General features: G+C 65.8%; 20 protein-coding genes. 9 read left to right on the forward strand and 11 right to left on the reverse strand.

Annotated features, from left to right (window positions below; translation table 11 throughout):
- The first annotated feature begins 11 nt into the window (after positions 1-11).
- The 5 genes from ACFO0A_RS02370 to ACFO0A_RS02390 are packed head-to-tail and all read left to right on the forward strand — an operon-like array spanning position 12 to position 3,712.
- Positions 12-695, forward strand: coding sequence for a protein-L-isoaspartate O-methyltransferase family protein (locus ACFO0A_RS02370; RefSeq protein WP_379537376.1), 684 nt, complete (start codon positions 12-14; stop codon positions 693-695).
- 4 nt (positions 696-699) lie between these two features.
- Entirely contained in the window at positions 700-2,163 is a 1,464-nt protein-coding gene (locus ACFO0A_RS02375; protein ID WP_379537377.1) for a TolC family outer membrane protein, read from the forward strand.
- Positions 2,164-2,216: 53 nt separating this feature from the next.
- On the forward strand, positions 2,217-2,861 hold the full coding sequence (locus tag ACFO0A_RS02380; RefSeq protein ID WP_379538143.1) for a DUF2497 domain-containing protein: 645 nt from the start codon (positions 2,217-2,219) through the stop codon (positions 2,859-2,861).
- Between the two features lie 30 nt (positions 2,862-2,891).
- Positions 2,892-3,323, forward strand: coding sequence for an acyl-CoA thioesterase (locus ACFO0A_RS02385; RefSeq protein ID WP_379537378.1), 432 nt, complete (start codon positions 2,892-2,894; stop codon positions 3,321-3,323).
- Entirely contained in the window at positions 3,320-3,712 is a 393-nt protein-coding gene (locus ACFO0A_RS02390; protein WP_379537379.1) for a (2Fe-2S) ferredoxin domain-containing protein, read from the forward strand. The genes ACFO0A_RS02385 and ACFO0A_RS02390 overlap by 4 nt, the downstream gene beginning before the upstream one ends.
- Here ACFO0A_RS02390 and ACFO0A_RS02395 read toward each other — a convergent pair.
- Positions 3,709-4,020: a hypothetical protein gene (locus ACFO0A_RS02395; RefSeq protein WP_379537380.1), complete on the reverse strand. Its 312-nt coding sequence runs from the start codon at positions 4,018-4,020 to the stop codon at positions 3,709-3,711. The two genes, ACFO0A_RS02390 and ACFO0A_RS02395, sit on opposite strands and share 4 nt — an antisense overlap.
- A gap of 92 nt (positions 4,021-4,112) precedes the next feature.
- On the opposite strand from ACFO0A_RS02395, the gene ACFO0A_RS02400 reads away from it, so the two are divergent.
- The 4 genes from ACFO0A_RS02400 to xth are packed head-to-tail and all read left to right on the forward strand — an operon-like array spanning position 4,113 to position 6,316.
- The gene (locus ACFO0A_RS02400) at positions 4,113-4,544 is read left to right on the forward strand and encodes a CBS domain-containing protein (RefSeq protein WP_379537381.1); all 432 of its coding nucleotides are present in this window, start codon (positions 4,113-4,115) and stop codon (positions 4,542-4,544) included.
- 17 nt (positions 4,545-4,561) lie between these two features.
- Positions 4,562-5,167, forward strand: coding sequence for a glutathione S-transferase family protein (locus tag ACFO0A_RS02405; protein WP_379537382.1), 606 nt, complete (start codon positions 4,562-4,564; stop codon positions 5,165-5,167).
- A gap of 46 nt (positions 5,168-5,213) precedes the next feature.
- Positions 5,214-5,540: an iron-sulfur cluster insertion protein ErpA gene (gene erpA / locus ACFO0A_RS02410; RefSeq protein WP_379537383.1), complete on the forward strand. Its 327-nt coding sequence runs from the start codon at positions 5,214-5,216 to the stop codon at positions 5,538-5,540.
- A complete protein-coding gene (gene xth / locus ACFO0A_RS02415; protein WP_379537384.1) occupies positions 5,540-6,316 on the forward strand; it encodes an exodeoxyribonuclease III in 777 nt (258 codons plus the stop codon). The genes erpA and xth overlap by 1 nt, the downstream gene beginning before the upstream one ends.
- 41 nt (positions 6,317-6,357) lie before the next feature.
- Here the strand turns inward: xth and ACFO0A_RS02420 are convergent, their stop codons facing one another.
- From ACFO0A_RS02420 to ACFO0A_RS02465, 10 genes are all read right to left on the reverse strand, one after another.
- Positions 6,358-7,020 (reverse strand): cell wall hydrolase, encoded by a 663-nt coding sequence (locus ACFO0A_RS02420; RefSeq protein ID WP_379537385.1) that lies wholly within the window; start codon positions 7,018-7,020, stop codon positions 6,358-6,360.
- 185 nt (positions 7,021-7,205) lie between these two features.
- Positions 7,206-7,547 carry a DUF1491 family protein gene (locus ACFO0A_RS02425; protein ID WP_379537386.1) on the reverse strand — a complete coding sequence of 114 codons (342 nt, stop codon included), beginning with the start codon at positions 7,545-7,547 and terminating at the stop codon, positions 7,206-7,208.
- A gap of 2 nt (positions 7,548-7,549) precedes the next feature.
- Complete coding sequence (locus ACFO0A_RS02430) at positions 7,550-8,056, reverse strand: PaaI family thioesterase (protein WP_379537387.1); 507 nt, start codon at positions 8,054-8,056, stop codon at positions 7,550-7,552.
- On the reverse strand, positions 8,031-8,492 hold the full coding sequence (locus ACFO0A_RS02435) for a PTS sugar transporter subunit IIA (RefSeq protein ID WP_379538144.1): 462 nt from the start codon (positions 8,490-8,492) through the stop codon (positions 8,031-8,033). The genes ACFO0A_RS02430 and ACFO0A_RS02435 overlap by 26 nt, the downstream gene beginning before the upstream one ends.
- Before the next feature lie 144 nt (positions 8,493-8,636).
- On the reverse strand, positions 8,637-9,197 hold the full coding sequence (gene hpf / locus ACFO0A_RS02440) for a ribosome hibernation-promoting factor, HPF/YfiA family (protein WP_379537388.1): 561 nt from the start codon (positions 9,195-9,197) through the stop codon (positions 8,637-8,639).
- Positions 9,198-9,230: 33 nt separating this feature from the next.
- Positions 9,231-9,917 (reverse strand): DNA polymerase III subunit epsilon, encoded by a 687-nt coding sequence (gene dnaQ, locus ACFO0A_RS02445; RefSeq protein WP_379537389.1) that lies wholly within the window; start codon positions 9,915-9,917, stop codon positions 9,231-9,233.
- Positions 9,918-9,947: 30 nt separating this feature from the next.
- Positions 9,948-10,580, reverse strand: a complete 633-nt coding sequence (coaE, locus tag ACFO0A_RS02450; protein WP_379537390.1) for a dephospho-CoA kinase — start codon at positions 10,578-10,580, stop codon at positions 9,948-9,950.
- Positions 10,577-11,395: a shikimate dehydrogenase family protein gene (locus ACFO0A_RS02455; protein WP_379537391.1), complete on the reverse strand. Its 819-nt coding sequence runs from the start codon at positions 11,393-11,395 to the stop codon at positions 10,577-10,579. Before ACFO0A_RS02455 ends, coaE begins: the two co-directional genes overlap by 4 nt.
- Positions 11,392-11,982, reverse strand: coding sequence for a Maf family protein (locus ACFO0A_RS02460; protein ID WP_379537392.1), 591 nt, complete (start codon positions 11,980-11,982; stop codon positions 11,392-11,394). The genes ACFO0A_RS02455 and ACFO0A_RS02460 overlap by 4 nt, the downstream gene beginning before the upstream one ends.
- A complete protein-coding gene (locus ACFO0A_RS02465) occupies positions 11,979-12,824 on the reverse strand; it encodes a pyruvate, water dikinase regulatory protein (protein WP_379537393.1) in 846 nt (281 codons plus the stop codon). Before ACFO0A_RS02465 ends, ACFO0A_RS02460 begins: the two co-directional genes overlap by 4 nt.
- Between the last annotated feature and the right edge of the window lie 185 nt (positions 12,825-13,009).

The raw sequence follows: 13,009 nt of genomic DNA on the forward strand, positions 1-13,009 counted from the left end.
AGCGAGCAGCGATGACGGTGGTGGCGGAGCATACGGCGACCGGTGGCGGCGATGCGACCGGGGGAGACGTGGCGGCCGCCGCGCGGCGCGCGATGATCGACAGCCAGTTGCGCGTTAGCGGCGTGAACGATCCGGCGATCCTGGCCGCGATGGCCGCCGTCGCGCGCGAGGATTTCGTCCCCGCGGCGCTGCGCGCCTCGGCTTATGTCGATCGGAAGCTGCCGCTTGGCGCGGGACGCGCGCTGAGTCCGCCGCTCACGCACGGCCTGTTGCTTACGGAAGCCGCGCCGACGTCGGCGGACAAGGCATTGCTCGTCGGCGGCGGCAGCGGGTACCTTGCGGCAGTGCTGGCGCCGCTCGTCGGATCGCTCGACGTCGTCGAATCGGAGGACGCGCTCGCCCAGGGCACGGCGCGCAACGCAGGTCGCTGGACCTGTGGCCCGCTCGCCGCGGGCGCCCCAGCCGGCGCGCCCTATTCGCTGATCGTGATCGACGGTGCGATCGAGGCGCTGCCCGAAAGCCTCGCTGCGCAATTAGCCGAAGATGGCCGCATCGTGACCGGGCTGGTCGAACGCGGCGTCACCCGGCTGGCCATCGGCCGCAAGTCCGGGACACAAGTGGCCTTCCTGACCCTCGCCGAAGCGGACTTCGCCCCGCTCGCTGAATTCGCCCTGCCGCGGCGCTGGAGTTTCTGACCGCATGATACATGTCTCGCCGCGCGCGTTGCGCCGCGTCCTGCTCGCAGGCACGGCGGGGCTTGCTTCCCTTGCCGCCTCGCCCGCCCTGGCCGACGACCTGCGCGAAGCGCTCGTCAGCACCTACCAGACCAACCCGACCCTGCAGGGCGCCCGCGCCCAGCAGCGCGCGGTCGACGAAAACGTTCCGATCGCCCGGGCAGACAGCCTGCCCTCGGTCGATGGAAACGCCCAGTACGTCGAGTATCTCAAGCAGAGCTCGAACAGCTTCACCGCGCCCTCGCGCGCGATCGGCGCCGGGGTGGACCTCGGCGTCCCGATCTACGCCGGCGGAGCGGTCAAGAATTCGATCCGCGCGGCCAAGACGCGCGTCGAAGCGGGGCAGGCCGATCTGCGCGGAACCGAGGCGAGCGTCTTCACCCAGGCGGTAGCAGCTTACATGGACGTGATCCGCGACCAGGCCATCGTCGGGCTCTCGGCGAACAACGTCGATGTCCTGCAGGTCAACCTGCGCGCGACCAGCGACCGGTTCGAGATCGGCGACGTCACCCGGACCGACGTCGCCCAGTCGGGTTCGCGTCTGGCCCTGGCGCGCGGCGACCTGCGCTCCGCTCAGGCCAACCTCATCGCCAGCCGCGAACGGTACATCCAGGTCGTGGGCAAAGCGCCGGTCGATCTCCAGCCGCCGCCGCCGCTTCCCGGCCTGCCCGCCAGCCCAGAAGACGCGGTTGCCATCGCGCTCGAGAACAACCCCGACCTCATCGCGGCGAAGGAACGCAGCAAGGCCGCCGGGTACGATATCGACATCGCCGGCGCCGGGCGGATGCCGCGGGTCGAGGTGTTCACCGGTGGCAACTACACCAATTACCTCGGAACGCTCGGTGGCGCGACGACGGCCCCATTCGCGCAGAGCCAGTCAACCGCACAGGCGGGGGTGCGGGCGACAATCCCGATCTTCCAGGGAGGGCGGCCCGCGGCGCAGGAGCGCCAGGCCCAGGCCCGCGCCGCCGCGACCTACGAAACCGAGATCGCGGTCGAGCGTGACGTCATCGCCCAGGTCCGCTCGGCCTACTCCTCGTGGAAAGCGGCGAACGAGATCATCGCCATGAACCAGACCGCGGTCGATGCCGCGTCGTTGAGCCTGGAAGGCGTTCAGGCCGAGAATTCGGTCGGCAACCGCACCATCCTGAACATTCTCGACGCCGAGCAGGAGCTCCTGCGCGCCAAGGTCCAGCTCGTCACCGCGCGACGTAATGCCTATGTCGCGGGCTTCTCGCTGCTCGCCGCGATGGGCAAGGCAGAGGCGCAGGATCTCGGGCTCGACGGCGGGATTCTCTATGATCCTGACGTCAACTATCGCCGGGTCCGCGGAAAGATCTGGGACTGGGCGAAAGACAAGGATCCGGTCGCGCAATCGACCCGCACCGTTGACACGCCGGCGCAGGATGCGTCTATTCCCCCGCAGTGATTCATTCGCCGGGGGGGCGGATGACGTCAGGCACCAGCCAAGGAACCCGCAGCGTGCGCCATGCAGGTGAGCCTTCGGTCGAGGAAATCCTCGAATCGATCAAGAAAGTCATCGCGCGCGACAATCGCGCCGAAGCCGACCAGCTGCGCCGCCGGCGCGAACAGCAGGGCGTGACGCCAGCCGCACGCCGCGAAGCGGCCCCGCGCGTGGCCCTCGCGGTTGAGGATTATGCCGACGATTACGCCAGCTTTTCCGCGCCCGCGCATCGCGCGTTCGATGACGACGACGACCGCGCAGTGCTCGAACTTACCGAAGCCGATGCCGCGCCCGATGGCGGAATGCGCGAACCTTCTGCGAGAAGCGAGAATCCGATGGCCGACGACGAGACGCCCCAGTTCGCGCAGGAAACGTCCGAAGAGGAGGCTGGCCAGGAAGATGACGGTCGGGAGGCACCCGAATCGCCGTTGCTCGCCGCTAACACCCGCGCCTCCATGCGCGATTCGCTGACCGCGCTGGCGATGCTGGCCGAACCCGGCGCCCAGCCGCAGATCGTTCGTTCGGGCGAAACCTCGCTCGAGGGCCTCACCCGCGATCTGCTCCGCCCGATGCTGGCGCAGTGGCTCGACCAGAACCTGCCGCCGATGGTCGAGCGCATGGTCGCGGCCGAGATCGCGCGGATCGCAGGCAAGCGCGGCTGATCGCCTTCATCGTCGTCCAGGGCTGATTGCATGGCTCGCCCAGAACCGGCGTTGCTCGATGCCGCGCGCTATCCGTTCGTGGTGGAGATCACGACGCGCTACGCCGACATGGATCCGAACCACCACCTCAACAACGTGGCGATGGCCGCGCTGATCGAGGATGCGCGCGTGCGCTTCAACACCGCCAACGACTTTCGCGCCGCGATGGGCGGAATGGGCGCGATGATCGCCAGCGTCGCGATCGATTATCTCGCCCAAGGGTACTACCCTCATCCGATTAGCGGATACGCGGCGGTCGAATCGGTCGGGCGGAGTAGCTGGACGCTGGTCCAGTTGATGGTCCAGCAGGGTCAGCCGGTCGCCTTCGCGCGGTCGGTGGCGGTCGGCATTGCGCAGGCGCGGCCCGCGCCGCTGCCTGACGCCTTCCGAACGAATCTTGCCCGGGTGACGTTGCGGGGATGAGCGATCCGACGAGTGCCGAGGCTGCCGAAGCCGAAAGCGTGCTGGCAAAGCTCGGCGGATTCACGACGCGGCATCACGTCATGCTTTGCGCCGATCCGGAAAAGCCCAAGTGTTGCGACAGGGAAACCGGGCTCGAAGCCTGGAACTTCCTCAAGCGCCGGCTGGGCGAGCTGGGCTTGGGTGGCCATGTCGGCATCCTGCGGACCAAGGCCAGCTGCCTGCGCGTCTGCGTGGCAGGGCCTGTCGCGGTCGTCTATCCGGAAGGGGTATGGTACCGCAATTGCACCCCGCCGGTGCTTGAAAGGATCATCCGCGAACATCTGATCGGGGGCGCTCCGGTAGAGGAATACCGCCTTCATCCGCCGAAAGGATCGCTTTCCCCGGTCTAATCCTCGCGCTCGCGCCAGGATTCGCCGAGCTCCTCGAGCGGATCGTCGATCGCCTCGTCGTGGCCGCTGCCGCTGGAAAGGAACACCAGCCCCATCAGCGCGGCCATGAGCATCATCATCACCCCGATGCCCAGTGCGGTCGCGATGTAGAGATGGATCGAGACCATGCCGTTGTCGCGGTAGATCAGCGTAAGCGACACCACGACCGCGATGACGGTGACGACCCCCATGAACTTCATCAGCCGGCGATAACGGGCCCAGGCAAAGGCAGCGCGGTCGGGATCGTCGAGTGGGGAGAGTCGGGGCATGGTGGCCAAGCCAATGCGCGCAGCCCTCGGCAGTGGCAATGGCTTTCGCGCAGATCATGTGTCATGCTGTACGGCCAACGAGGAGACGGCCCATGACCATCGCCCGCCTCATCGCCGGCCGGACCGGCGAGATCATCTCCTGCCACGCCGACGACAGCGTGGCACACGCGGTTTCGCTTCTCGCCCAGCGGCGGATCGGCGCGCTGCCGGTGCACGACCGCGACGAGAGCGTCGCCGGAATCTTTTCCGAACGCGATGTCCTTTACTGCCTGAATACGAAGGGCGCGGCGATGCTGGACATGAAGGTCCGCGACGTCATGACGGCTCCGGCCATCACCATCGCCCCGCATGTCGCGGTGGACGAAGCGCTGGGCCTGATGACACGCCGCAGGATTCGCCATCTGCCCGTCGTCGACGAGAATCAGGTGCTTGGCTTCGTGTCGATCGGCGATCTCGTCAAATACCGGATCGACCGCATTCAGTCCGAGGCCGAGGCCATGCGCAGCTATATCCAGTCTGCCTGACGTCCGGAGCCGTAAGGATGCTGAAGTTCTATACCAACCCTCAGTCGCGCGGACAGATCGCCCATTGGATGCTTGAGGAAGTTGGCCAGCCCTACGATACGGTTGTCGTGCGCTTCGGCGGCGAGAAGCCGGCCGATTTTCTTGCGGCCAATCCGATGGGCAAGGTCCCGGCGCTGGCGGTGGAAGGCGATTCGGTGACCGAAGCGGCGGCGATCATCGCCTATCTCGCGGCCCGCTTTCCCGAAGCGAATCTTGGCCCGCGGCCGGACGAACTCGCCCCTTATTACCGCTGGATGTTCTTTGCCGCCGGGCCGGTGGAGCAGGCCGTGGTGGGCAAGTCGATGGGCTGGGAAGTGCCCGAGGGACGAGAGGGCATGGTCGGGTTCGGAACCTTCGACCGCACGATCAAGGCGCTCGACGACTGGCTCGGCAGCCACCACTACGTCTGTGGCGACCGCTTTACCGCGGCGGACGTATATGTCGGCAGCCAGGTCGATTGGGGTCTCCAGTTCGGCTCGATTCCTGCGAGCCCGGCCCTGACTGCCTATGCCGAGCGGCTGCGCGCACGCGATGCCTACAAGCGCACCAAGGCGATCAACGCCAAGCTGATCGAGGGATCCTGACCGCGCGCGCTTGTTCGCACGTCCCCGCGCCCCTATCTTGGCTGGCATGAACTCCATAACCCTCAGCCCCAGCGCCGCCGCCCGCGTCGCGGCCATCGCGGCACGGCAAGGCAAGCCCGCGATGCTTCGCCTTTCGGTCGAAGGCGGCGGTTGTTCCGGCTTTCAGTACAGGTTCGGGCTGGATGAAGCGCCTGCCGACGACGACACGGTCGCGGAAACCGACGGCGTGAAGCTGCTCGTCGATTCGATCAGTCTCGATCTGGTCCAGGGCAGCGTCGTCGATTTCGTCGAGTCGCTAAGCGGATCGGCCTTTCAGGTCAGCAATCCCAATGCGGCGAGCGGGTGCGGCTGCGGATCCAGCTTTTCCGTCTGATGCTGAAGGTTGCCTCGTTCAACATCAACGGGGTGAAAGCGCGGCTTCCGCGCCTGCTCGAATGGCTTGAGGAGACCCGGCCTTCGGTCGCCTGCCTGCAGGAGATCAAGAGCCAGGACGAAGGCTTTCCCGCCGCCGAGTTCGAGAAGATCGGCTACCAGGCCATATGGCACGGGCAAAAAGGCTTCAACGGTGTCGCGATACTGGCCGACGGCAGTGCGCCCGTAGAGGTGCATCGCGGTTTGGCCGGCGATCCCGACGACGAACACGCCCGCTACATCGAGGCCGACATCTTCGGCATCCGCGTCGCCTGTATCTATCTCCCCAACGGCAACCCGCAGCCCGGACCCAAGTTCGACTACAAGCTGCGCTGGATGGGCCGGCTGCGCGACCGCATGCGCGAACTGCGCGCGGCCGAGATACCGGCCGTGGTCATCGGCGATTACAACGTGATCCCGCAGGACAAGGACACCTGGTCAGTCCCCGCAATGGCGCCCGACGCGTTGATGCAGCCCGAATCGCGGGATGCCTTTGCCCGACTGCTGAACGACGGATGGACCGACGCGCTCGACCTGCACAATCCGCGCGGAGGGGTGTGGACGTTCTGGGACTACCAGGCAGGCGCGTGGCAGCGCGATCACGGCTTTCGTATCGACCACGCACTGCTTTCGCCCGAACTCGCGGATCGGCTCGTGGGCGCGGGCGTGGACAAGGCCTATCGCGGGCGCGAAAAGGCGAGCGATCACGCTCCCATGTGGGTTACGCTCCGCGACTGACGCAACGCTGCGACAGGGAGCCCGCAGGTCCCACGGCGTGATCAGCGATAGAAGACGTGGTTGTCGACGCGCGCCATGCGCTTCAGGCGCCAGTTGGGCGAAACGCGCGCGGCATGGAAGAACAGCGCTCCTTCGACCGGGCTCTTCCAGCTGCCGTCGTCGGCGATCTGGGCGATCTTGGCGGCCAGCTTCCAGTTGCGGCCGCTCTTGTCGATCGCCGGCATCGAATGGCCGCGGACGAACGAGAACTGAGACTGCTGATAAACAACGCCGCAATACGATGCGGGGAACCGGCCCGAACGCGACCGCGCGATGATCACCCGGCCAACGGCGAGCTGGCCTTCGAGCGACTCGCCCTTGCTTTCGAAATAGATCGCGCCCGCGAGGCAGTTGAGTTCGTCCGAGAGATGCTCGGGAACGGGCTGGGCAGCGATGAGCTCGGCCAGCGTGTCGGCGTCGACCGCGGCGGAATTGTCATCGTCTGAAGAATCGAGAACCGCGGCTTCAGCGGGGGCGGCAGCAACTGCCTGCACGACCGGCTGAGCGACGAATTGTGGAGCCTGGGGAGCGGGCTGGGTGACCGTGGCGAGGGGCCGGTTGGGGAGGGTTTGCGCCGATGCGCCGGAACCATCGGCGCTGATCAGGGTTGAAAGAAAGGTGGCAGCCACGGCGATGCCGCTGGCCAAACGAAGCTTGTTGCTCATCAGTTATCTGCATTGGGCGGCTGGCAGACCTGCATACGGGTTTGGCGGAAGCGCGAAATTTTCGCATTTCCGACAAGGCCGTACCGGCTACCCTCCGTCTGCGTGCTAGCGTCGTCACTGAATGGTGACAGCCGCCGCCTGCGCTCGAAACGTGTCAGCCGGACCTATGTTGCGCCGCAACAGAGTCAATCGGCCCGATCGTCCGATAGGATGAACCGTTCGCCCTGCGCGATATCCAGTTCAATAACCCACAAATCAGGGTCCTGAGCCGTTCTGCGATCCAAATAGCCGCCAGAATTGCGTAATAATTCAGCAGGATCCATGGTTAACGCGGTCCATTCCGGGTCGCCGTCGACGCGCGGCATGCGCTCAAAAAGTCGCGGATTTGCGCCATTCTCGGTCAAAAGGACCAAGATCGTGCCCTGTTCGTCCGAACCGTGATGGAGGACCGTCGCGAATCCCCCCGCAGCGTTGACCGCGCGCATTAGGCCGCCCGCCTCGAGGTGCGCGGGAAGCCGCCCTGCCACGATCAGCCCGGCCCGTCCGCAGGTGTCGCGTAGCCGGGCAGGCCCGACAGCGGGATGTGCGAACGCATGAAGGTCCCGGTGCCGCGCGCCACTTCCTCGCCCTCTTCGTCAACCAGCCTCGCTTCGGCGACGAGGACCCGGCGGCGCCCGCTGACCCAGCGGCCTTCGGCGACGATCTCGCCGCCGCGCAACGGCCGGCTGAACAGAAGGTTGAAGGAAGTGGTCAGAAGGAAGCGGTCGGTAACCAGCGTGTTAGCGGCATAGAACGCGGCGTCGTCGAGCATCTTGAAATAGATCGTGCCGTGGGCCGCGCCTGCGGCGTGAAAGGTTTCGGGCGTTACGGTAAAGACGATCCGCGACCGACCTTCGCCGGTGATAGTCAGGCGCGAAGTGAACAGACGGTTGATCGGGGCCGCCGCGTAGAGCCGTTCCAGCGCATGCCAGTGCGCGCCCGCGCCCGTCGCATCGCCGGAATCCTGCGTATCAGGCGGCGTCGCGATCGATGACATTGGACAGCAGTCCGTAAATTTCCTCGCGCCCGGTAGCCGAAGCGAGATTCGTGCGCATCCGCTCGTCACGCATCATCCGCGAGATAGCGGCCAGGGCCTGGAGATGCGCAGCGCCGCCCTGTTCGGGGGAAAGGAGCATGAAGACGAGATTGACCGGCATACCGTCGGCGGCATCGAATTCGACGGGCGCGTCGAGTTGGAGAAATCCGGCGACGGGATGGGCAAGGCCGGCGACACGGGCGTGAGGAATCGCCACGCCCCGCCCGAAACCGGTGCTGCCAAGTGCCTCGCGCTCCTCGATCCGCTCGAGCACCACGGCATCCTCGAGCCCATAGACCTGCGCGCAGATCCGGGCGAGCTTGGCCAGCACGTCACGCTTGCTCTCGGCGCGCGCCGTGCTGACCGCCGCAGCGTCGAGAGTGAAAAGATCGCTCATCATCGGTTTGCCTTCAGAGGCATCGCGCCTCCCCACCGCCCGACCCGCATGGTCGCGCGTAAAGGCATGGCGCCAGAGTGCGTCGGTGCAATTCAAGCCCGGCCGGCGCCGGATTCCCCAGGTGTCCGGCCGGACGGATCGGGGTTAGCCCGGTTCGACCCATCCGATCGAGCCATCACCGCGGCGATAGACCATATTATGCCGCCCCGTTCCAGCATTTTTGAAAAGCAGGGCATTGGTGTTGCGGAGGTCGAGCATCATAACCGCGTCCGAAACGCTGGCTTCCGGCACGTCGACCCGCGTTTCGGCGATGACCACCGGCGCGTCGCTGGCTTCCTCGGCCTCCTCGTCAGACTGGAAGACGACATAGGCGGCTTCTTCATCGCGCGCGGCCTGGGCGGCGCCGTCGTGATGATCCTTGAGCCGCCGCTTGTAGCGGCGCAGCTGGGTGTCGATCTTCTCGCTCGCCTGGTCGAGCGCCTGGTGTGCATCGTGCGCCACGCCGCTCGCCTTCAGGATCAACCCCTGCATCACGTGCAGCACAATATCGCATCGGAAGGCGTTCTGAGGCGCCTTCCCGAAGGTCACATGGCTGGATAGCGCACGGGCAAAGTACTTTTCGATTATCGCGTTGAGCCGGTCCTCGGCGTGAGACTGCAGGGCGGTGCCGGTGTCGAGCTGGTGTCCCGAAACGCGAATATCCATCGACGTGTTCTCCGTTTGCTAGGGCCGGCCCCGCTAGCGGGCGTTAGACCACAGCGGGGAGGCGAGGGTGGCAACGAACGCCGCGTGGCGTTCGAGTTCTGCGGCGCTGGCACCGTGCGGACGCGGGGCGCGAAACACGCGCGCAACCGCGAGAGTGGTTGAAAACGCGGGATCGGCCATGGCTTCGGCGGCGAGTTCGAGGCCGATCTGGCGCCCACCCGTAAGCTCGACGTAAAGCTGGGCCAGCAACTCTGCGTCGAGCAGTGCACCATGCAAGGTGCGATGGCTGCGATCGATCCCATACCTTCCACACAACGCATCAAGCGACAGCTTTGCTCCCGGATGGCGAACGCGGGCGAGGGCAACGGTATCGATCATCCGGCTGCGGCAGACCGGATCGCGCCCGCAGATCGCCAATTCCGCGTTGAGGAAGCCGAAATCGAAGCCGGCATTGTGCGCCACGAGCATCGAATCGCCGAGAAATTCTAGCAGCTCCTCGGCGCGCAGCGCGAATTCCGGCTTATCGGAAAGGAACGCGTCGCTCAGCCCGTGAACCGCTTCCGCACCTGCTGGCATCGACCGACCGGGATTGAAATAGGCATGAAACGTGCGCTCGGTCGCAACCCGGTTGACCATCTCGATACAGCCGATCTCAACGATGCGGTCGCCGCTCTGGGGATCGAGACCGGTGGTTTCGGTGTCGAAGATTATTTCGCGCATCGCACGTTCTATCGGCCCGCCGAGCTGGAGTTACAAGGAAGACTTGCGGGGTGAACCCGCGCGCGCGCCGGCCCTTTCGACCAGTTGCCGTACCAGCAAGGCTACGGCGGCGGCCGTCTCGGGCAATGTCCTACCGGTATCAATGACATAATCGGCTCGGGCGCGCTTTTCTGCGTCGGGAACCTGGATTGCGAGGATCCGCTCGAATTTCTCCGCGGTCATGCCCGGCCGGGCGAGGACCCGCCGGCGCTGTTCGTCAGCCGGTGCGGAAACAACAGCGACCGCGTCGAGCACGCTTGCGCCGCCCTTTTCATAGAGCAGGGGAATATCGAACACGACCAGCGGACGATCGGCGTTGGCGGCAAGGAAATCTGCGCGCATTGCCGCGACCGCAGGATGGACGATTCCTTCCAGTTGCTTGAGCGCGTCGGCATCGCCGAACACCCGCGTGCCCAGTTCCTGGCGAAGCACCCCCAGGGGTCCGGTGCTTCCGGGGAAGGCGGCCTCGATCGGCGCGACCAGCGCGCCGCCCGGGCCTTGCAGAATGTGGACCGCAGCATCGGCATCGAAAACTGGGACGCCCAGGTCCTGGAACATCCTTGCGACGGCGGACTTGCCCATGCCGATCGAACCGGTGAGGCCAAGAATGAACGGTCTTGTCATGACGTCAGCAGTTTCCGCAGTTCCGCATCGTGTTCGCGCGGTGCCGGGCTTTCGAAGAACTCCGCAAACGCGATCGCCGCCTGACCGATTAGCATGCCGAGACCGTCGATCGCGCACAGACCCCGCCGCCGCGCCTCAGCGAGCAAAAGCGTCTCGAGCGGATTATAGACGAGATCGTAGACAACCGCACCTTCGCCAAGCGGGCCGAGATCGATTTCAAGCGCAGGCTGTCCGATCATGCCCAAGGGCGACGAGTTGACGAGAAGTGTCGTCGCGCTCGCCAGCGGAGCATCGAAGGGAACGGGTTCGCCCGGCAAGCCGAAATGTTCCAGCAACTCTCCTGCGCGCACGCGGTCGCGGGCATGGATCCTGACGAAGCCGACCTCGCGCCGTGCGAGCGACATCAAGACCGCCCGCGCTGCCCCGCCCGCGCCGATCACCGCGACCTCGCGCCCGCAAAAGTCCATTCCCGCGATTGGTTCGGCAAAGCCGTCGCTGTCGGTATTGGTTGCGGTCAGGAGTCCGTCGTCACCGCGCACGATGCAGTTGCTTGCGCCGATGGAGTCGGCCAGATCATCGCGCCGGTCGCTGAGATCGAGCGCGCTCAGCTTGTGGGGAATTGTCACGTTGCAGCCCCGCCAATCCGGCTCCCGGCGGCGCTGCTCGAAGAAGTCGAAAAGGTCGTCGGCAGCTACGCGCCGGGCGCGGTAGTCACCCGGCAGTCCCAGCTTCTCCAGCCAGAACTTGTGGATAGTCGGTGATTTCGACTGCGCAATCGGGTCGCCGATCACTTCGGCATAGGGGACGCTGCTCATTCCATCGCACCCACGTCGCGCAGCGCCGCGAGGACGGCGAGAAGCGGCATTCCCAGAACGGTGAAGTGACTTCCCTCGATGCGATCGAAGAGCTGGACCCCGCGCGCTTCGATCCGGAACACGCCGACGCATCCGGCCACCGCAGGCCATTCGAAATCGAGGTAATCCTCGATGAATTGTGCCGAAAGACGCCGCACCTGCAGGGCCGCGGACTCGACATGGCGCCACACGGTGACTCCATCCCGCACCAGCGCGGCGGCGCTGTGAAGCGCCATCGTGTGTCCCGAGAACTTGCGCAGATGCTCTGCAGCCTCCTCGCGGCTGCGCGGCTTGTCGAAGATCTGGCCTTCCACCTCGACCAGCGAATCCCCGCCCAGGACGAGCGCACCGAGCATGTCCTCGCTCACCGCGGCGGCCTTCGCCTCGGCGAGAGCAAGAGCGATTTTGGGCGCGGGGCTTGCGGCAAGGCGACGCTTGAACGCGGATTCGTCGAGCGAGCTAGCCCGCGCGACGAACTCGATCCCCGCGGCACCCAGCATCGCCTGGCGCGACGCACTTTGCGAGGCAAGGACAAGCGGCGCGTTCATATCGGGTGGGCCCCCGAAAGGGCCGCGCCATCGGCCGCATCGCGGGCGTTAAGGAGATTGATGACCGCGGCTGCGGTCTCCTCGATCGAGCGGCGGGAGACGTCGATCACCGGCCAGCCGTTGTCGGCGAAGAGGCGGCGGGCATACTGCACTTCTCGGGTCACCTTCTCGTTGTCGACATAAGCAGTCTCCGGCGCCTGATTGAGCGAAAGGAGCCGGTTGCGGCGAACCTGGACCAGTCGTTCGGGCGACGTCGTGAGCCCCACGACGAGGGGATGGCGCAAGTTGAACAACGACGCAGGCGGAGGACTTTCGACCACGATCGGGATGTTGGCCACCTTGTATCCACGATTTGCCAGGTAGATCGAGGTCGGGGTCTTGGACGAACGCGACACGCCGGCCAGGACGATGTCGGCTTCCTCCCAGTTATCGGCCCCCACGCCGTCGTCGTGGGCGATGGTGAACTGAATAGCCTCGACCCGCGCGAAATAGGCGGCGTCCATCGCGTGCTGGCGGCCGGGGCGCGCTTTCGCACGCTGGCCGAGGAGGTCCTCCAGCGCGTCGGTCACCGCGTCGAGCGCGGGCACCACGGGCAGCCCCAGCGCGGCGCAGCGGGTTTCGAGCCGGGTGCGGGTCTCGGCATTGACGAGCGTGAAGAGGACAAGACCCGGATTGGCGGCTATCTCGAGCATGATCCGGTCTAGATGCTGCTGGCTGCGGACCATCGGCCAGAAATGACGGGTGATCGACGCATCGTCGAACTGGGCGAGCGCGGCCTTGGCGATCATCTCCAGCGTCTCGCCGGTAGAATCGGACAGGAGATGAAGGTGAAGCCGGGTCATCGCGCAACCTGCTATGGCGAAACGCGAACCCTGTGGGAAGCGTGCGTACAGACCTGTCCAGCAAAGCGCGGACAAGTCGCGCGGCGCAATTTGTCAGTCGAGCGAGTCCGCCAGGAGGGCGTTCATGGACAGCGCCGCTGGCTTGTCCACACCCCCGGGATAACGGGCACAGGTTCCGTTTGACT

This window comes from Novosphingobium tardum (assembly GCF_042652045.1).
Classification (GTDB): Bacteria; Pseudomonadota; Alphaproteobacteria; order Sphingomonadales; family Sphingomonadaceae; genus Novosphingobium; species Novosphingobium tardum.